The organism is Intestinimonas massiliensis (ex Afouda et al. 2020) (assembly GCF_900626285.1).
In the GTDB taxonomy this organism is placed as follows: Bacteria; Bacillota; Clostridia; order Oscillospirales; family Oscillospiraceae; genus Flavonifractor; species Flavonifractor massiliensis_A.
Genome location: NZ_LR131147.1, coordinates 2,026,576 through 2,044,934, shown reverse-complemented (window position 1 = coordinate 2,044,934; position 18,359 = coordinate 2,026,576). Strand labels below are relative to the sequence as shown.

24 protein-coding genes and 2 pseudogenes are annotated in these 18,359 nt (G+C 51.5%); all 26 read left to right on the top strand.

Going from position 1 to position 18,359, the window contains the following annotated elements:
* Window positions 1-456 precede the first annotated feature (456 nt).
* A complete protein-coding gene (locus E0E41_RS10265) occupies window positions 457-786 on the top strand; it encodes a plasmid mobilization protein (RefSeq protein WP_130869811.1) in 330 nt (109 codons plus the stop codon).
* The gene (locus tag E0E41_RS10260) at window positions 776-1,120 is read left to right on the top strand and encodes a hypothetical protein (protein WP_130869810.1); all 345 of its coding nucleotides are present in this window, start codon (window positions 776-778) and stop codon (window positions 1,118-1,120) included. The genes E0E41_RS10265 and E0E41_RS10260 overlap by 11 nt, the downstream gene beginning before the upstream one ends.
* Before the next feature lie 115 nt (window positions 1,121-1,235).
* Window positions 1,236-1,445, top strand: a complete 210-nt coding sequence (locus E0E41_RS10255) for a hypothetical protein (protein WP_130869809.1) — start codon at window positions 1,236-1,238, stop codon at window positions 1,443-1,445.
* A 222-nt stretch (window positions 1,446-1,667) separates the two neighbouring features.
* Window positions 1,668-1,982, top strand: coding sequence for a recombinase family protein (locus E0E41_RS10250; protein ID WP_130869808.1), 315 nt, complete (start codon window positions 1,668-1,670; stop codon window positions 1,980-1,982).
* Window positions 1,983-2,075: 93 nt separating this feature from the next.
* Window positions 2,076-2,384: a DUF6050 family protein gene (locus E0E41_RS10245; protein ID WP_005934801.1), complete on the top strand. Its 309-nt coding sequence runs from the start codon at window positions 2,076-2,078 to the stop codon at window positions 2,382-2,384.
* Window positions 2,385-2,510: 126 nt separating this feature from the next.
* Window positions 2,511-2,759 carry a hypothetical protein gene (locus E0E41_RS18950; protein ID WP_117570518.1) on the top strand — a complete coding sequence of 83 codons (249 nt, stop codon included), beginning with the start codon at window positions 2,511-2,513 and terminating at the stop codon, window positions 2,757-2,759.
* Window positions 2,752-3,513, top strand: coding sequence for a phage antirepressor KilAC domain-containing protein (locus tag E0E41_RS10235; protein ID WP_130869807.1), 762 nt, complete (start codon window positions 2,752-2,754; stop codon window positions 3,511-3,513). The genes E0E41_RS18950 and E0E41_RS10235 overlap by 8 nt, the downstream gene beginning before the upstream one ends.
* A 46-nt stretch (window positions 3,514-3,559) precedes the next feature.
* The gene (locus E0E41_RS10230) at window positions 3,560-4,414 is read left to right on the top strand and encodes a DUF6017 domain-containing protein (protein WP_118600784.1); all 855 of its coding nucleotides are present in this window, start codon (window positions 3,560-3,562) and stop codon (window positions 4,412-4,414) included.
* A 128-nt stretch (window positions 4,415-4,542) separates the two neighbouring features.
* Entirely contained in the window at window positions 4,543-5,034 is a 492-nt protein-coding gene (locus E0E41_RS10225; protein WP_130869806.1) for a PcfB family protein, read from the top strand.
* A pseudogene (locus E0E41_RS19275) lies at window positions 5,031-6,014 on the top strand (type IV secretory system conjugative DNA transfer family protein); the annotation flags it as partial. The gene E0E41_RS10225 and the pseudogene E0E41_RS19275, both read left to right, overlap by 4 nt.
* A 60-nt stretch (window positions 6,015-6,074) precedes the next feature.
* Window positions 6,075-7,961, top strand: coding sequence for a DUF4368 domain-containing protein (locus E0E41_RS19270; RefSeq protein ID WP_368019950.1), 1,887 nt, complete (start codon window positions 6,075-6,077; stop codon window positions 7,959-7,961).
* Window positions 7,958-8,302 (top strand): TnpV protein, encoded by a 345-nt coding sequence (locus tag E0E41_RS10215; RefSeq protein ID WP_033119194.1) that lies wholly within the window; start codon window positions 7,958-7,960, stop codon window positions 8,300-8,302. Before E0E41_RS19270 ends, E0E41_RS10215 begins: the two co-directional genes overlap by 4 nt.
* Before the next feature lie 135 nt (window positions 8,303-8,437).
* The gene (locus E0E41_RS10210; RefSeq protein ID WP_025483373.1) at window positions 8,438-9,268 is read left to right on the top strand and encodes a TraX family protein; all 831 of its coding nucleotides are present in this window, start codon (window positions 8,438-8,440) and stop codon (window positions 9,266-9,268) included.
* A gap of 300 nt (window positions 9,269-9,568) precedes the next feature.
* Entirely contained in the window at window positions 9,569-10,093 is a 525-nt protein-coding gene (locus E0E41_RS10205; RefSeq protein ID WP_015516227.1) for a hypothetical protein, read from the top strand.
* Window positions 10,094-10,220: 127 nt separating this feature from the next.
* Window positions 10,221-10,580, top strand: a complete 360-nt coding sequence (locus E0E41_RS10200; RefSeq protein WP_130869804.1) for a DUF3847 domain-containing protein — start codon at window positions 10,221-10,223, stop codon at window positions 10,578-10,580.
* The gene (mobQ, locus tag E0E41_RS10195; RefSeq protein ID WP_130869803.1) at window positions 10,546-12,042 is read left to right on the top strand and encodes a MobQ family relaxase; all 1,497 of its coding nucleotides are present in this window, start codon (window positions 10,546-10,548) and stop codon (window positions 12,040-12,042) included. The genes E0E41_RS10200 and mobQ overlap by 35 nt, the downstream gene beginning before the upstream one ends.
* Window positions 12,039-12,341: a hypothetical protein gene (locus tag E0E41_RS10190; protein ID WP_024729653.1), complete on the top strand. Its 303-nt coding sequence runs from the start codon at window positions 12,039-12,041 to the stop codon at window positions 12,339-12,341. Before mobQ ends, E0E41_RS10190 begins: the two co-directional genes overlap by 4 nt.
* Window positions 12,342-12,352: 11 nt before the next feature.
* The gene (locus tag E0E41_RS10185; protein WP_117861105.1) at window positions 12,353-14,224 is read left to right on the top strand and encodes an AAA family ATPase; all 1,872 of its coding nucleotides are present in this window, start codon (window positions 12,353-12,355) and stop codon (window positions 14,222-14,224) included.
* Window positions 14,225-14,366: 142 nt separating this feature from the next.
* Complete coding sequence (locus E0E41_RS10180; protein ID WP_006428300.1) at window positions 14,367-14,525, top strand: transposon-encoded TnpW family protein; 159 nt, start codon at window positions 14,367-14,369, stop codon at window positions 14,523-14,525.
* Between the two features lie 41 nt (window positions 14,526-14,566).
* Window positions 14,567-15,385 (top strand): annotated as a pseudogene (locus E0E41_RS10175) (VirD4-like conjugal transfer protein, CD1115 family); the annotation flags it as partial.
* A gap of 131 nt (window positions 15,386-15,516) precedes the next feature.
* Window positions 15,517-15,732 carry a Maff2 family mobile element protein gene (locus tag E0E41_RS10170; RefSeq protein ID WP_005934794.1) on the top strand — a complete coding sequence of 72 codons (216 nt, stop codon included), beginning with the start codon at window positions 15,517-15,519 and terminating at the stop codon, window positions 15,730-15,732.
* A 94-nt stretch (window positions 15,733-15,826) separates the two neighbouring features.
* Window positions 15,827-16,042, top strand: coding sequence for a Maff2 family mobile element protein (locus E0E41_RS10165; RefSeq protein WP_130869802.1), 216 nt, complete (start codon window positions 15,827-15,829; stop codon window positions 16,040-16,042).
* A gap of 39 nt (window positions 16,043-16,081) precedes the next feature.
* On the top strand, window positions 16,082-16,951 hold the full coding sequence (locus E0E41_RS10160; protein ID WP_130869801.1) for a VirB6/TrbL-like conjugal transfer protein, CD1112 family: 870 nt from the start codon (window positions 16,082-16,084) through the stop codon (window positions 16,949-16,951).
* Window positions 16,941-17,534, top strand: a complete 594-nt coding sequence (locus E0E41_RS10155) for an MT-A70 family methyltransferase (RefSeq protein WP_081365654.1) — start codon at window positions 16,941-16,943, stop codon at window positions 17,532-17,534. The genes E0E41_RS10160 and E0E41_RS10155 overlap by 11 nt, the downstream gene beginning before the upstream one ends.
* Window positions 17,522-18,010 carry an XF1762 family protein gene (locus E0E41_RS10150; protein ID WP_071430980.1) on the top strand — a complete coding sequence of 163 codons (489 nt, stop codon included), beginning with the start codon at window positions 17,522-17,524 and terminating at the stop codon, window positions 18,008-18,010. Before E0E41_RS10155 ends, E0E41_RS10150 begins: the two co-directional genes overlap by 13 nt.
* A complete protein-coding gene (locus E0E41_RS10145) occupies window positions 17,979-18,359 on the top strand; it encodes a PrgI family protein (RefSeq protein WP_005934790.1) in 381 nt (126 codons plus the stop codon). Before E0E41_RS10150 ends, E0E41_RS10145 begins: the two co-directional genes overlap by 32 nt.

Genomic DNA, 18,359 nt, shown 5'->3' with positions numbered 1-18,359 from the left:
CGATCTCATTGGAACATTTGGCAATTCCGGCGGCAGTCCATTGCGCTGAAAATCGGGTTNGGAACTTTTCGGCAAGGTTGCCGAAAAGTTTTCGGAAGATTTTCCACGCAAGATCGGGTTTGACAAAATTGTCAAACCCGATCTCATTGGAACATTTGGCAATTCCGGCGGCAGTCCATTGCGCTGAAAATCGGGTTCGGCAACCTTGCCGGACCCGATTTTCACCTGCATCAGGGTGTCGTTTTTTCAATAAACTGTCTACATGATTGGGTACATTATAATCCGTACAAGGGTGTCCATGTTAGCACCCTGGAGGTCAAGAAATCCAGGGCAGGGTGCATCATGAGACCCCCATTTTTCTTTTTTAATGCGGACACAGACTGTCCGCATTATCTGTTAGGATGGGTGCGAGAACCGGGGATGGCCCTGGAGCCGTCTTCCGAGAGGAGGAGCTGCATGAACGCACAAACACACCGTACCTGCATCCGGATGAGCCAGGAGGAATACGACCAGCTGAAAGAGAAAAGCAGGGCTGCCGGGTTATCCGCCAACGCCTGGCTGATGAGAGAGCTGGAGCGAAACCGCCCCATGCTCTATCGGGAGGAGGAGACGAGAGCGGCCATCGCCTTTGCGGATGAGGCTGGCCGGGACATCAACGCCGTGGCCAGGGTATTCAACAGCGGCTGCGGCACCGCCCAGCAGTTGGGCTTTTCCGTCCAGCGGCTGGCCCAGGTGGTGGAGCAATTCCGGCAGGTGAGAAAGCTGGGGTACCCCTATGCGGCATAAACACAAGCCACGCCCACCTATGCGGGACAACAGCTGTTCTCTGTCCGTCCGCATGACAGAGGAGCAGTACCAGCGGCTGTGCCGCTATCTGGCCATCACCAGACTGCCAGTCACAACTTATTTCCGTAAGCTGATCAAGGAGGCCACGATCCACGCCCGAATGCCCAGGCAGAAGCTGGACCCGCATCCCGCCGTGAACCATATCTACTCCAACATCCGGCAGATCGCCCGCTGCCCAACGGCCAGAGAACTTGCCCCGGAGCAGATCGCGCAGCTGGAGTTTCTGGCGGACAAGCTCTGTGAGGAGTGCTTCCTTCTCTCCACCCAGCAATAGCCTCTGTAAGGCCACAGGAGGCCCCGTGTGGCCTCGCAGGCCCAGAGGGGGGGATAGGTATGGCCCCAGAGAGAAACTGGGCGCTTTCAGCCGAATCGTCAGGAGCGTCACTTTTATGTCACAGGAGCAGAAAATCGCCTTTGACAATAGTGTCAAAGGCGATCCGCGGGAGGAGCGGAATATACCACAGAGCCGGGAGACCGCTTTTGATGAAATCACCAAAAGCGCTGCCCAGCAAGGTTTGGCAAAGTTGCCGAACCTTCCCGACCAGAGATGGAGGAAACGAAAATGTCAGAAGAAGCGAAAGATGATGTTCAACAGGTAAAAGCGGAACGCCTTTAGCGCTCCCATGGGCGGCTTATCCGTGTGGTGTCTGTGTTCCCGCAGCAAGGCAGCGCCACCCCGGAGGACAAGCTGAAAACCCTCATCAACCTGGACGCGCAGCAGGGAAAGCTGTGTGCCTAAAGGACTGGACATTGCCCAGGCTTTGGGGTATTGTGTAGGCGCGATGCGCTGAATCGGTTTGACGAGAAAAAAGGAGGGCTGTATGAAACAGTCAAACCAGAATGAGATCACCGCCCTGTACTGCCGTCTTAGCCAGGATGACGGGGCGGACGGAGAGTCCAACAGCATCCAGAACCAGCGGAATATCCTGGAGCGGTACGCACGGGAGCGCCGCTTCCCCAACCCCCGCTTTTATGTGGATGATGGCTATTCCGGGGGCAGCTTCAACCGCCCCGGCTTTCAGCAGATGATGACGGATATGGAAAACGGGAAGATCCGCACCATCATCACCAAGGATTATTGTGCGATAATAGGACTAAATCAGAAAGACCTTGAAAACCAAGGCATTCTGGCTTAGTCCCTTCTTTTTTTGACCGAAAACAAAGGACTTTCACAATAATCAAGCAAGCCGGAGTGTGCCGCTGCACACTTCCGGCAGAAGGAGGATATAGTGGGTGCTATCAAAGTCTTCTTGAAGGAGGTTCTGCTTCCAATCGCGCTTGCGTTCTGCCTCGCGTCATTTCTCAAGCCGATCTATATGCCTGACGGCGTATGTGACTACTTCCTTATGTGGATCTGCGTCGGCTTGCCATTTGGCATCCGGAGGATGTGCCTCTGGCTCGTTCCCAGCGGCTACGGTATCTCCGGCTCAGTCGGCATCTTCGCATTGAACTTAATCATAGGCGGTCTTATCGGAGGACTTGCCTTCTTCATCGGGCTGCTGCTCGGTGTCATTCATACCATCCGAGAAATCATCTGAACTACATCGTAAACGAAGAGGGTTTGTTTCTTCTCCAATTTGGAGTAAGAAGCAAACCCTCTTTTTTTGTTGCCCAAAAGCCGGAATATTTGCTGGCGATGCGGCGAAGGAAAGGAGTTTTTAAGCATGAAACGCATGACAGCCGGTGATCTGCAAGCACTGGAATTGCTGATGCAGACCATACCCGGCTTTGAGCATTTTGACAGCGGCGCGGATGGCATTCTCCCTGAGTGCCGAAGCTGCCGCTTTCACCGTCCTCACTGGAAATATCAGTCCTGCGTGTTTGCAGAGTGTCCCTACTGCTGCAATCCCGTTTCTACACTCAAAAATCAAAGTGGCACATCTGATGCCGGAAAGGAAACCTGTCATGGATAACAAAATCGAAGTCTTCAAGAATGAACAGTTCGGTGAGGTGAGGACGATCCTCGACGGAGAAACACTTCTGTTCTGCGGCTCAGATGTTGCAAGAGCATTGGGATATGCCAGACCCGGCAAGGCAATTATTGACCATTGCAAGGGTGTCCTAAAACGGGACACCCTTACGAGCGGCGGTACGCAGTCCCTTTCCTACATTACGGAGGGTGATGTTTACAGGCTAATTGTCCATAGCAAACTCCCCTCGGCGGAAAGATTTGAACACTGGCTGTTCGATGAGGTTGTTCCCATGATCCGCAAGACCGGCTGCTACATGACGGAATCCCTGCTGGACCGCATTCAGAAGGAACCGGCGGTCATCATAGAGCTTGCGCAGACCTTGCTCAAGGAAACGAATCGCGCCAATGCCCTTGAAGCGGAGCTGGGCATCGCAAGACCGAAAGCCGATTACTTTGACGTCTTCGTCAATCCAGATGACTGCACCAACATTTGCACCACGGCGAAGGAACTGAAAATCCCGGAGCGCAAGTTCGTCAAATTCCTGCTTAACGAAGGGTATCTGTTCCGCTCTCCCTCCGGTCAGCTTCTTCCCTACAACAAGAAGAGCAACGAAGGACTCTTCATCGTCCGGGATTTCGTGACCTTCCGCTATACCGGCTCTCAGACCTACTTCACCCCGAAGGGCAAGAACGTCATCCGCATCCGCTACTTTGGAATCTGCGGCGTTGAAGTATCTGCGGAAATGGCAGGGTGATCATGTGTCAGTCTATCGCGTCAATAAAACCCGTGACTTCACGGTCATGGGCAATACCCACCTGAGAGATAAGAACCTCTCCCTCAAAGCAGTCGGTCTTCTCTCAAAGATGCTGTCCTTCAACGACGGCTGGCAGTTCTCCACCCGTGGTCTTGCAGCACTCTGCAAGGAAGGTCCCGACGCCATACTTTCGGCACTCAAGGAGCTTGAGGAAAACGGCTACCTTGTCCGTCACCGTGGCAGAGATGATAAGGGCAGAATGGTCAGCACGGAGTTCGACATCTATGAGATGCCGCAAGCTGGTTTGCCACACAGGGATAATCCACACAGGGAAAATCCCGATGTGGAGAATCCAGACGTGGAGAATCCCCATAGGGAAAATCCCGCACAAAGAAATACTATCCAAGTAATTACACAAGAAAGAAATACTCTCTCAAAGAACTATCAATCCATCAATCTTGATGTGATGGACAGGATGGATGAGCGAAGCGAGTATGAAGAGATTATCAAAGAGAATCTTGACTACAACATTCTCTGTCAGGATCCGAAGTTCGATAAAGACCGCTTCCGGGAGATCATGGACATCATGCTGGATGCCGTCTGCTCTACCGCTCCGACCATCCGTATCAATGGCGAGGATATGCCGCAGCAAGTGGTTAAGTCCCGCTTTCTCAAGCTGAATAGCAGCCACATAGAGTACGTTCTGGAAGCAATGAACAAGAACCCGTCAGACATCCGTAATATCCGGGCGTACCTGTTGACCGCTCTGTATAACGCCTCTCTGACGATAGACAATTACTACTCCGCGCTCGTCAATCATGATTTCTACGGGCAGGACAGATCGGCAGGGTCAAAGAAGCCGAAGACCTACGATTATAGCCTTTGCGAAGACACTCTTTAATGAATACCATCGTGAGCAATGCTCGGAAAGGAGGACAGTGTAAATGAAAATCATCTGTCGCCGGATTGTGCCGCCTTAGCTGAGGCAGCATTCCCTCAATCATTTCAAGGAAAGGAGGTATCACTGCAATGCAGGATGAAGTCAACACCAAAGTTGTTGCAATCATGATCAAGGGCGGCAAAATCTCAGCCGAGGTGCTGAAAAAGGCACTGGACAAGTTCGTGCAGGAGATTGAGAAGGCGCAGAAGCAGATGCAGAAGCCAAAAACCTATCGCGGCAAGCAGTCCATCAAGCATCTGATGAGCCAGAACGCCGCCATCTCCAACATCGAAGTGACGGACGGCAACATCAAGTCCTTTGAGCGAACAGCCAGTAAATACGGTCTGGACTTTGCGCTCAAGAAGGACGTTTCCGTTGAGCCGCCCAGCTATCTTGTCTTCTTCAAGGGACGGGACGTTGATGTCATGACCGCCGCCTTCAAGGAGTTCTCCGCCAAGACGGTCAAGCAGAAGGAACAGCCGTCTATCCGGCACAAGCTGGATCAGGAAAAAGCCCAGAGCAAGTCGCAGCACAAAGAGAAAGTCAAGGTCAAGACCAAGGATCGGGGTGTGGAGCTGTGAACAAGTCCGATGTGAAGAAGCTCATTCTTCTGAACCTCCCGTATGTCTTTGCCTTTTACTTTGCGGATAAGATCGCCGCTGTGTTCCGCCTTGCACCCGGCACAGCGTTCATCGACAAGCTGACAAACGGTTTTGCCGTGTTCGGCACAGCCTTTGCAAATCCGTTTCCCAGCTTTCATCTCGTTGATCTGCTCATCGGTCTGTCGGCTGGCGTGTTGCTCAAGCTGGCAGTTTACGTCAAGGGTAAGAACCGCAAGAAGTTCCGGAAGGGCGAAGAGTACGGCTCTGCCCGCTGGGGTAAGCCGGAGGACATCAAGCCGTACATGGACCCGGAGTTTTCCAACAATGTCATTCTGACGCAGACGGAGTTCCTGACCATGAACAGCCGTCCAAAGCAGCCGAAATACGCCCGCAACAAGAACATCCTTGTCATCGGCGGTTCCGGCTCAGGCAAGACGCGCTTTTTTGTAAAACCAAATCTGATGCAGATGCACAGTTCATACGTTGTCACCGACCCGAAGGGTACGGTGCTGGTAGAGTGCGGCAGGATGCTCGAAAAGGGCGGCTATGTCATCAAGTCGCTGAACACCATCAATTTCAAAAAATCCATGCACTACAACCCATTCGCGTACATCCGCAGCGAGAAGGACATCCTCAAGCTGGTCAATACGATCATCGTCAACACGAAGGGAGATGGCGATAAGTCCGGCGAAGATTTTTGGGTGAAGGCGGAGAAGCTGTACTATACAGCCCTCATCGGTTACATCTGGTACGAGGCACCTGATCACGAGAAAAACTTTACTACCCTGCTCGAAATGATCAATGCCTCGGAAGCCAGAGAGGACGATGAGACCTTCAAGAACCCTGTGGATGTCATGTTCGACGAGCTGGAAGCCCGCGATCCTGACCACTTCGCGGTCAAGCAGTACCGCAAATACAAATTAGCTGCGGGTGTTGTATGCTCTAAAAGACTTCTTAATCAAGCGGTTGGGAAGTCTCTTAGAACACACAACCTAAAACCGAAGAAAGGAGCGCAAGTTATGAGAAAAAACGAGAAAATCACTGCTCTGTACGAACGACTGAGCCGTGATGACTTTGGCAAAGATGATGACCAGCAGCGTGAGAGCAATTCCATTTCCAATCAAAAGGCTATGTTGGAGGAGTTCGCCGCACGGCAGGGGTTTACGAACATTGTCCATTTCACGGACGATGGCATTAGTGGTACTTGCTTTGACCGTCCCGGATTTTTGGCAATGATGAAAGAGGTTGAAGCCGGGAATGTGGAGTATTTGTGCATCAAGGACATGAGCCGCATGGGTCGTGACTATCTGAAAGTTGGTCAGATTATGGAAATCCTGCGTCAGCGTGGCGTTCGCCTTATCGCCATCAATGACGGCGTGGACAGTGCCAGAGGGGACGATGATTTTACCCCTTTCCGCAACATTATGAACGAGTATTACGCCAGAGACACCAGCCGTAAAATCCGTTCCACTTTCCAGTCAAAAGGCAAGTCCGGCAAGCACCTCACAGGCACGGTCATTTACGGCTATCTCTGGAACGAAGCCAGAGACCAATGGTTGGTTGACCCCGAAGCCGCAGAGGTGGTCAAGCGCATCTTTGCCATGACGATTGAGGGTTACGGTCCGTATCAGATCGCCAGCAAACTGAAATCGGAAAAGGTGCTTATTCCGTCTGCTTACCTTGCCCAGCACGGCGAGGGCGTGAACAAGAATAAGACTTTCAAAGATGTGTACGGCTGGGGTTCTTCCACCATCTGCAACCTTCTTGAAAAGCGTGAATATCTGGGACACACCATCAATTTCAAGACCCGAAAGCACTTCAAGGACAAGAAAAGCCATTATGTCCCGGAGGACGAATGGACGATTTTTGAGAATACGCACGAAGCCATTATTGACCAGCAGACCTTTGACCTTGTGCAGAAAATCCGTGGGAATGTCAGACGCTACCCGGACGGCTGGGGCGAAGCAGCTCCCCTCACAGGCTTGCTTTATTGTGCCGATTGCGGCGGCAAGATGTATGTCCACCGTACCAACAACGGCAAGCGTATTTCTCAATATACCTGTTCCCAATACAGCAAAGTCCCAGTTGGAAAGCTCTGCACGACACAGCACCGTATCAATGAAGATGTGGTACTGTCCCTTGTTTCCGAAATGCTCAAAGCTATTGCCGAATATGCCAAGCATGACAGAGCCGAGTTTGTCCGTGTGGTGCAGGAAGCACAGTCCAGCCAGCAGACGGCAGAGGTCAGGAAACAGCGGACACGCCTTGCCACAGCAAAGCAGAGAGTTTCCGAGCTGGAAGTCCTGCTCTGCAAAATCTATGAGGACAACATTTTAGGCAAGCTGTCCGACAGCAGATACGCCACTCTGGACGCTCAATACGAAAAGGAACAGTCCGAGCTTACCGCTGAAATCTCTGTTCTGGAAAAGGCTGTCAAGAGCTATGAGAAGCACGAAAAGGACGCTGACCGTTTTATCGCTCTGATTGGTAAGTATGAGAACTTCGACAAGCTGACCATTGCCATGCTCAACGAGTTTATCGAGAAAATTCTTGTGCATGAGCGTGACCGCAAAGGAAGTATACAGACCACACAGGAGGTTGAGATTTACTTCAATTTTGTTGGGCGTTTCGTTCCCCCGGCGTTTGGAGAAGTGGAGCTGACCCCGGAGGAATTAGAAGAAATCCGCAAGCGAGAGGAACGCAAGGACAGACTTCATCAGAACTACTTGAAGCGTAAAGCCAGCGGAGCGCAGAAGCGATACGAGGATAAAATCAAGGAGCGGAAAAAGGCAGAAATCGAAGCCAAGAAAGCCGCCATTCGTGCAGAGGACATTGCAAAGGGCGTGTTCGTCCCTGTCAGCAGCTTACCGCAGAGAGAGCCAATGAAAGGAGTACAATCAGCATGAATATCACTTACACACAGAACGGCGATTATCTTATCCCGAACATCGTTATCCGCAAGACCAAGCCCATCGGACACTACGGCAGACTTCGCAAGGCGTATCTGGAAATGCACCGCCCGATACTGTTCAATGAACTGGTGCTATCCGACAAGCTCTTTGAACATTGTGCCGAGATTGACGAAGCGGCACGAAACCGCATGGAGCTGATCGTGCGGTCACTGGCAGAGCAAAACGGTGTGACTGAGCAACTGAAAGCCGATAATCAAATGGAATGGGTGCGGCAGATGAACGCTTGCAAGGCACAGGCAGAGGAGATTGTGAAAGCAGAATTGATTTATGATTGAGTGAGGAAGTCCGGGCAGAAAACTGTTCGGACTTTTCTCATATATTCCAAAGTTGCGATAGAATTGTTCACGAGTTTTATGGTATAATTTGAATGCGAAAAATCGTAGAATTGGAAGTTGGTAGGAGGTTGCTTTATGAGCCTTGATAGGAAAATAAATCGCATTCAATTTCTCTCAGGAAATTCGCTAAAGGTTATTGCTGTACTGACAATGCTTATTGACCATCTATGTAAAATTGTGCTGCAATGGCTGCTATCAAACTACTGGGGGGCTATGGCAGATAACGGGCAAATGTCGTGGGAGAGATTCCGAGAGATAGATTATTTCATACGGTTTGATTTGCAAAGCATTGGGACGATTGCTTTTCCGCTATTCTGTTTTTTGCTGGCAGAAGGATTCCAACACACAAGAAGTAAAAAACGCTATATTGGGTTGATGCTTGCATTTGCCCTTATTTCGGAAGTTCCATTTGACATAGGTTTCTTTAGTGCGTATTCACGAATGGAAGATACATTTCCGTTTTACTTGAAGTATCAAAATGTATTTTTCACCTTGTTTTTAGGCTTATTGACATTGGTATGCCTTGAAAGATTTTCGTGTAAATCAGACCTACCGGTGGATAGAATAAAATCAGCAGTCCTGCAAGTTCTCAGTGTAGTGCTTTTTTCCGGCATTGCGGAAGGAATCCATTGTGACTACGGTATGCAGGGGATCTTATTCATATCAGCATTTTATATTTGCCGTAATCACCGAATCTATCAAGTGTTGCTGTTCCTTTTGGCTTACATGGGGACAACGGGGAATCAACCGCCTTTATGTACGCTTCTTGCCTGCTTGCTTATTCTGCTATACAACGGAAAGCGTGGTAAACTGAAGCTAAAATACTTCTTCTATGTTTTTTATCCAGCACATATCCTTGTCCTATATTTGATTCAGATAGGACTCGGAAAATACTTACTGAAATGACTAATTGCAGTTTGTCGAGAAATTAAGCCGGAGCAAACCCCTTTAGGAACTAAAGGGCGCACTTCTATACTCTCTGTCGAGAGTAGTGCGCCCTGCGGAGCTTCATTCTCCGTCAGCAGAAGAAAACTGCATGACCGAGAATGTTGCGTCACTTCGTTCCGTCAAGGTGGCTACACCCCCTTGCGCCGCTAAAGCGGCTATCCCCTGTGGACTTGCCGTCCGCAAACGGTTTTGACAAACCGTTCGCCGCCAGCAAGTTTGAAAATCAAGAATCTTAATTTGATAAAGGAGTGTGATTCTATGAAAAAGAAATTACCCATAATCCTCTTGGGTGTTATTTTGGCTTGTGTGTTGGTTTTCGGTTTCCTTTATGCAAACAATGACATTGGTAAAACCGCAAACAGTTTAGAAGCAGACATTCGCCAATCTCAAAAAATTTTGGATGATTGGATTGTTGATGGAAGCATTTCCGACACAATGGCTGCATTTATTTCTTACCCACAGGACAAGACAGACCACACTTTTTCTGTCTATGTAAATCGCCCTGGCTTGTCTTTTGGATATTTCTTCCGTGGTGGTGGAGATATAGTTGAGGTTGATGATTACATTGCAGAGTTTGTTGTTGAGGGAAATAACGAAAGGGCATTTATCTCAATGAATACCCAAAATATTGTTCGACTTGAAGTAGATGATGGCAACGGCATTCAGGTGATTGATATTGATAGTGGCAAGCCTTTCGCCATTGTCCTGCCCCTCAATGTAGGAAACATCTGTTTCTATGATACGAATGGAAATGTTGTGGAATATCTTCGCCAACAACTTTGACCAACTTCAATTTACCGAACTGAACACAACAACTGAATACCGAAAAACTGACCGTTGACTGGTCGCACTATGCGAAAAGTTGACGGTCTTTTTTTATCCCCAAAATCAAAAAAGGAGGTCAATCACAATGACAAAACCGAAAACCCTTGAACAGCTCCGAACCGAAAAGGAACGAGCCGAGACGCAGCTTGCACAGGAACAGCACAAGCTGGAGCGTCTTGAGAATAGAAAGAAGTATCTGGAGAAAGGCGAACGCACCAAGCGCACCCACCGCCTTTGCAATCTGGGCGGCACGGTTGAGAGTCTTGCCCCGGAGGTCAAAGATCTCACACGCACCGAAATGACAGAGCTGATGGAACACATCTTTTCTCTGTCCGAAGTCCAGCGAGCCGTCCGTCACATGGCGATTACTCACACCAACCAAGCGAACAGAGAAAAGGAGTTGAAAGCCGATGGCACTATTTCATCTGAGCGTCACGCAGACTAAGCGAAGCGCAGGACAGTCCGCTATTGCTTCTGCCGCCTACCGTGCCGGGGAGCGATTGTATAGCGAGTATTACGGCGAATACAGCGACTACACCCGCAAGGGCGGCGTGATCTGCTCCGACATTCTCCTGCCGTCCCATGCACCGCCCGAATACGCAGACCGCCAGACCCTATGGAACGCCGTGGAAAAAGCCGAGCGTGGAAAGACGGCACAGCTTGCATACAGCTTTGACATTGCTTTGCAGAATGAATTTTCCCTTGAGGAAAACATCGCTCTTGCAAGGCAATTTTTATTGGAGCAGTTTGTGAGCCGTGGCATGGTGGTTGACTTCGCTGTACACCAGCCAGACCGGGAGGACGGCGGCATACCCAATCCGCATTTTCATGTGCTTTGCCCCATCCGTCCCATTGAGCAGAACGGCAAATGGGGCTGTAAGCAGCACCGAGTTTACGAGCTGGACGAGGACGGCAACCGTATCCGGGACGCAGATGGAAACTTTGTGTTTAACGCCGTTCCCACTACCGACTGGGGCAGTCCCGAAACGCTGGAATACTGGCGGCAGACATGGGCGGAGCTATGCAACGCCAAGTTTGCTGAAAAGGGGCTTGACGTTAGTATCGACCACCGAAGCTATGAGCGTCAGGGCGTGGAGCTTCTTCCCACCGTCCATGAGGGCGCAACCGTCCGGGCAATGGAGAAGAAGGGCATACGCACCGAGAAAGGCGAGTTCAACCGCTGGATCAAAGCCACCAATGCCGTTATCCGGGACATTAAGAAGAAAATCGCTCTCCTGTTTGATTGGATTGCCGAAGCAAAGGTGGAGCTTGCCAAGCCGCAGGCACCCGACCTTGTTTCTCTGCTGAACGCCTATTACACCCAGCGCAGAGCCGGGGCGTATTCCCAGAAAGGTAAAATCAGCAATCTAAAGGAGATGAACGAGACTTTCAATTATCTTCGGAGGAATGGCATTTACTCCCTTGAAGATTTGGAAAGCCGTGTCAGCGAACACAGTGCTGCCACAGAGAGCTTGAAGAAAACGCTGGATGAGCAGACGGCACGAATGAAAGCGATTAAGCGGCTCTATGACAGCTCCGCCGCTTTCCAGAACTTGAAGCCTGTCTATGACGGCTTGCAGAAAATCAAGCTTGAGAAGCCCAGAGCCAAGTACAAGGCAGAGCATGAAGCGGAACTGATACAGTTCTACGCCGCCAGACGAAAGCTGACCGGGGAGTTCCCAGACGGCAAGGTGGATATGAAAAAGCTGTCCGACGAGTATGACGAGCTGGAACAGGCGCACAACACCACCTATGGCGAGTTTAAGACCGTCAGAGACGATTTACACCGCCTTTGGAAGGTCAAGTCATGTGTAGATACTGCCGCCCGATTTAACGAGCGTACAGAGGAACAAAAGCTCCAAAATCGACCCCAAACACGACAGAAAAAGGAGGATATGACACGATGAAAAAATACGACTGGAAGAACGAGTACAACCCCATCCGCAGAACGGCAAAACGCCTTTTGAGCGGAGAAGCTTTGACCGATGGCAGACCGCTTTCCGACCTGATCGAGCTGGACGAACACACCCGGAAATGCCTTGCCTTTGAAGCCACCCTCACCGACCGCCAGATTGATATGTTGCAGGAGCTGGGCTATCTGCCTGTTATCATGAGACAGTACGGCGAGGAATGTGCGAACTGCCCCTACACGCTGGACGAGCGTGAGCATGGCATTTGCAGACGATGCGCTGTTTTCAAGAAGTAAGGAGGACGCCCATGCAGTACACCCAAGCACAGATCGACCGGGCAAACGCCGTCAGTCTGGAAGATTTTCTCCGCACACAGGGAGAGACACTTATCAAAAGCGGACGGGAATACCGCTGGAAAGAACATGACAGCCTGACCGTCCGGGGAAACAAATGGTTTCGCCACAGCCAGAGCAAGGGCGGCTATCCTATTGATTTTGTCATGGAGTTTTACGGCAAGTCCTTTCCCGAAGCAGTCCAGCTCTTAACCGGCGAAAGCGCCGAGGGACAGAGCGAAGCCAGCACAGCACCGCCCACAGCGTTTCACTTGCCCTTGCACAACAGGACAGCCGACAGAGCAATCCAATATCTCACAGAAAGCCGAGGTCTCAACAAAACGCTTGTTGAGGCTTTTCTTCTTTCCGGGGATATTTACGAGGACGCAAAGCGGCACAATGTTGTGTTTGTCGGCAGAGACCGAAGCGGTACGCCGAGATACGCCCATGTGCGAGGAACGGCAGACCCATTCAGACAGGACATTGCCGGGTCTGACAAATCCTATCCGTTCCACTATGAGGGAAACGGCAACCAGCTCTTTGTCTTTGAAGCACCGATTGACCTTTTGTCCTTTATCTGCCTTTATCCGCAGGACTGGCAGACAAGGAGCTACCTTGCCCTGGGCGGCGTTTCAGGCAAAGCCCTTGACCGTTTTCTTTCTGAACGCAAGGACATCCGAAAAGTGTTCCTCTGCCTTGACAGCGACACCGCAGGAAGTGAAGCCTGCACCCGGCTGGCACAGGACATTCCCGGCGAGATCGCCGTCATTCGCCTTGTCCCGGTAAGGAAAGACTGGAACGATGTTCTCCGTCAGCAAGGGGACATTCCCAGCCGCAAATTCATAGCCGAGACAATCACGCTGCGAGAGCTGCCCACCGCCCAGCCTGTCCCCATGCTCCGCATGGCAGATGTGGAGCTGACGAGCGTGGATTGGCTATGGTTTCCGTATATCCCCTTTGGAAAGCTGACAATTATCCAGGGCAATCCCGGCGAGGGCAAGACCTACTTTGCCATGCGCCTTGCGGCGGCTTGCACCAATCGAAAGCCTTTGCCCGGTATGGAGACACTTGAGCCTTTCAATATCATCTATCAGACCGCCGAGGACGGTCTGGGTGATACCGTCAAGCCCCGACTGATAGAAGCAGACGCAGACCTTGAACGAGTGCTTGTCATTGACGATAGAGACACACCGCTGACCCTTGCCGATGAACGCATAGCAAGGGCAATCCGGGAAAACAGCGCAAGGCTGGTTATCATTGACCCGGTACAGGCTTTTCTGGGTGCAGATGTGGACATGAACAGAGCAAACGAGGTGCGCCCGATATTCCGCAGTCTGGGAGACATTGCACAGGCTACCGGGTGCGCTATCGTGCTGATCGGACACCTCAACAAAGCCGCAGGAACGCAAAGCACCTACCGGGGATTAGGGTCTATCGACATTACGGCGGCAGTCCGCAGTCTGCTCTTTATCGGCAAGCTGAAGGACAGCCCCACAACGAGGGTGCTGATCCATGAGAAAAGCTCCCTTGCGCCGCCCGGACAGTCCATTGCCTTTTCTCTGGGAGACGAGAAAGGGTTTGCGTGGATAGGAGCTTATGACATTACCGCTGACGAGCTTCTTGCCGGGACGGACACCGCCAAGACCGAGAGCAAGACCGCACAGGCGCAAATGCTCATTCTGGAACTGCTTGCGGACGGAAAGCGTATGCCGAGCGCAGAACTGGAAAAGGCAGTCAATGAGCGTGGGATTTCCTCACGCACCATGAGGACGGCAAAGAGCCGTATCGGGGACAGACTTGTGACCGAGAAAGACGGCACAGCATGGGTCTGCTATCTCCGAGACTGACAACAGGAACACGGCAAGCATGGCAAAGACGGCAAGGTTTTTATAGATACCTTAATGTTGCCGCCTTGCCTTGTTCCCTCATACCGACACCGCTCGATGATGAACAGTCACCGGGCATTTTTCATTTACAGGAGGATTTTGAATGAACAATACCGCAACCAACACCGCCACTTGCCCGACTGTCAGAAAGCAGATCGGCAAGACAACCTATATCGTCCGTGTCCATTTCAGCCAGACCGCAAAAGAGACGATGGAGGACAAAATCAAGCGTCTGCTCCGTGAGGAAGTCCGCAAAATGTGACTTCTTTTTGAATTTGATGAAAAAGTCCTTGACTTTTCGTCTCTGGCAAAACCGCCAAGTCGATTTTGATTTCCTGCGGTGCAAGGCTTGCGCCCTTCGACATTGCAGAGCTGCGGGAGCTGATGAGCTACGATGAGATGGAACTGGACACCATCGGAGACCGGAAGACGGCGCTGTTCGTCATCATTTCCGACACCGATGACACCTTCAATTTCGTCGTGGCGATCATGTATTCCCAGCTCTTCAACCTTCTCTGCGACAAAGCAGATGACGTTTACAACGGACGGCTTCCCGTCCATGTGCGCTGTCTGCTGGACGAGTTTGCGAACATCGGTCAAATCCCGAAGTTTGATAAGCTCATCGCCACCATCCGAAGCCGGGAAATCTCGGCGTCAATCATCTTGCAGTCCCAGTCTCAGCTCAAGACCATCTACAAGGACGCGGCGGACACCATCACGGGCAACTGCGACTGCACACTTTTCCTCGGCGGAAAAGAAAAATCGACCCTCAAGGAAATCAGCGAGGTGCTGGGCAAGGAGACAATCGACCTTTACAACACCTCAGAAACCCGTTCCAACAACAACTCCTACGGCTTGAATTACCAGAAAACCGGCAAGGAACTGATGTCTCAGGATGAGATCGCCGTCATGGACGGGGCCAAGTGTATTTTGCAGCTTCGAGGTGTGAGACCTTTTCTCAGTAACAAATACGACATTACGAAGCATCCCAAATACCGACAGCTCTCCGACTACGACAAGCGGAACACCTTTGACATTGAGAAGTACCGGCAGCACAAGTTGGTAGTCAAGCCCGATGACACATTCGACCTCTATGATATGGGCGAGGTCGATGCAGATTAAAGCTCCGTCGCTGCACTGCGCAGTGGGTAAAGCCTGATGGCTCCCAAAGCAGAACAGCGACGGGGCTTCTTTTTTTATGCCCATTTTCAAAAATACACAACCAATCTTTTTCAAATCAAGGAGGAAAATCTATGGCTTTCATCAATCAGGCTGTCACGGTTCTTCAGACGCTCGTTATCGCCCTCGGTGCCGGTCTCGCAGTGTGGGGTGTTGTCAACCTCATGGAAGGCTACGGCAACGACAACCCCGGCGCCAAGTCTCAGGGCATCAAGCAGCTCATGGCTGGCGGTGGTGTGGTGCTGATCGGCACGACCCTCATCCCTCTGCTCTCCGGTCTGTTCGGTTAATCCGGCAGCCGCGCAGAAGTAACCATCGGGGCGGGTGCTGGAAAAGGCACTCGCCCCTCACAATTCACCAACGATTTAAGGAGGAAATTCAAGTATGGCATTTATCAATCAGGCAGTTACGGTTCTCCAGACGCTTGTTATCGCCCTCGGTGCGGGTCTCGCAGTGTGGGGTGTTATTAACCTCATGGAAGGCTACGGAAACGATAATCCTGCGGCTAAATCTCAAGGTATCAAGCAGCTCATGGCTGGCGGCGGTGTGGTGCTGATCGGCACGACCCTCATCCCCCTGCTCTCCGGTTTGTTCGGCTAATCCACGGCAAGCCCAGCTTAACCGAAGGGTGGTGAAATATTGGGCAGCATTTTAGAAAAGATCGAACAAGCTCTCAAGGATATGCTGATCGGATGGATCGAGAGCAACCTGACCAATATGTTCACCGATGTCAACGAGAAGGTAGGAACGATTGCCGCCGAAGTTGGGCAAACACCGTCCGGCTGGAACGGCGGCGTGTACCAGATGATCCGGGGACTATCTGAAAACGTGATAGTCCCCATCGCTGGTATCATCATCACCTTTGTTTTGTGCTACGAGCTGATTTCCATGATCACCGAGAAAAACAACCTTCACGACATGGACACTTGGATGTTCTTCAAGTGGTTTTTCAAGGCGGCTGTGGCGATCTATCTCGTGACACACACGTTTGACATCGTGATGGCAGTATTCGACATCGGGCAGAACGTGGTTTCCGGTGCAGCAGGAGTAATCCACGGCAACACCAGCATTGACATTCACGCGACGATTGCGCAGATGCGTACCGGCATGGAGAACATGGGTGTCGGAGAACTGCTCGGACTGTCGATAGAAACGCTTCTGATCAGCCTGTGCCTCAAAATCATGGCGATCCTCATTACGGTTATTCTCTACGGGCGCATGATTGAGATTTACTGCACCGTGAGCATTGCGCCTATTCCCATCGCAACCATGAGCAACCGCGAATGGGGCAGCATCGGCACGAACTATCTGAAAGGCTTGTTCGCTCTGGCATTTCAGGGCTTTCTCATCATGGTCTGCGTCGGCATCTATGCGGTGCTGATCAACGGCATGATCATCGCAGACAACATTCATTCGGCTCTGTTCTCTGTGGCAGCGTACACGGTCATTCTGTGCTTCTCGCTGTTCAAGACCGGAAGCCTCGCAAAATCCATCTTCCATGCGCACTAAGGAGGTCGGCAGCATGAAGAAGTACAGCATCATCTACGCCGATCCCCCTTGGGCGTATCGGACTTACTCCAAGAAGGGACAGGGACGGTCGGCGGAAAGCCACTACCCGACAATGTGCATTGAAGACATCAAGGCACTTCCGGTCGGTGAGCTTGCCGCTAAGGACTGCGCTCTGTTTCTCTGGATCACGTTCCCGTGCCTCTGTGAAGCACTCGAAGTGCTGACGGCATGGGGCTTTTCCTATAAGACCGTGGCTTTTGTATGGGTGAAGCAAAACCGCAGGAACGATGACCTCTTCACCGGCATGGGGTATTGGACAAGGGCAAACGCGGAAATCTGCATCCTTGCCACGAAGGGACACCCGAAGCGAGTTGACGCCGGTGTGCGTCAGGTCATCCTCAGCCACATCGAAGAGCATTCCAAAAAGCCGGATGAGGCGCGGGAGCGCATTGTTCGGCTCATGGGAGACCTTCCCCGCGTAGAGCTTTTTGCCCGTCAGTCTCCCGAAGGCTGGGACGTTTGGGGCAACGAGGTCGAATGCACGGCTCATCTTCCTATGGAGGAAACACCATGCTGCGGCTAAAACCCATCTCTCTTCGAGACGCCAACGAGTATGTCCGGCAGCATCACCGACATCACAAGCCGGTTGCCGGTCACAAGTTCTCCATCGGCTGTGAAGCAGACGGTGAGCTGGTCGGTGTAATCATCGCCGGGCGTCCCGTCAGCCGGTATCTGGATGACGGCTTCACATTGGAGGTTACAAGGCTATGCACCAACGGCGCAAAGAACGCTTGCAGCTTTCTCTACGGCGCGGCGGCAAGAGCTGCTGCGGCTATGGGCTATAAGCGCATCATCACCTACACGCTGGAAAGCGAAAACGGTGCAAGCCTTCGGGCTTCCGGCTGGATCTGTCAAGGCAAAGCGGGTGGGCTTCGCTGGACGGGCAAGCGTCAGCCGAAGGAGGATCAATATCCCGCACAAATGAAGCTGCGCTACGAAAGGCAGCTTAGAAAGGAGGAAACAGTCAATGGCATTTGTTCCGGTCCCGAAGGATCTTAACCGCGTCAAAACGAAGGTCATGTTCAACCTGACCAAGCGGCAGCTCATTTGTTTTTCCATCGCTGCGGCAGTCGGCGTCCCGATCTTCTTTCTGGCGAAGGCGCATCTCGATTTGTCTACGGCGGCAATGCTGATGGTGGTTATCATGCTCCCGTTTATCTTCTTCGCGCTTTACGAGAAGGACGGTCAGCCCGCCGAAAAGTATCTGTACCACATCGTACAGTCCATGTTCATCCGGGACAAGGTGCGTCCCTATCGCACAAACAATCTCTACGCTGAGATTCAGCAGAAAATCAAAGAACAGGAGGAATTGCAGCTTGAACAACAGCACAGCAAAGGCAAAGCCTAA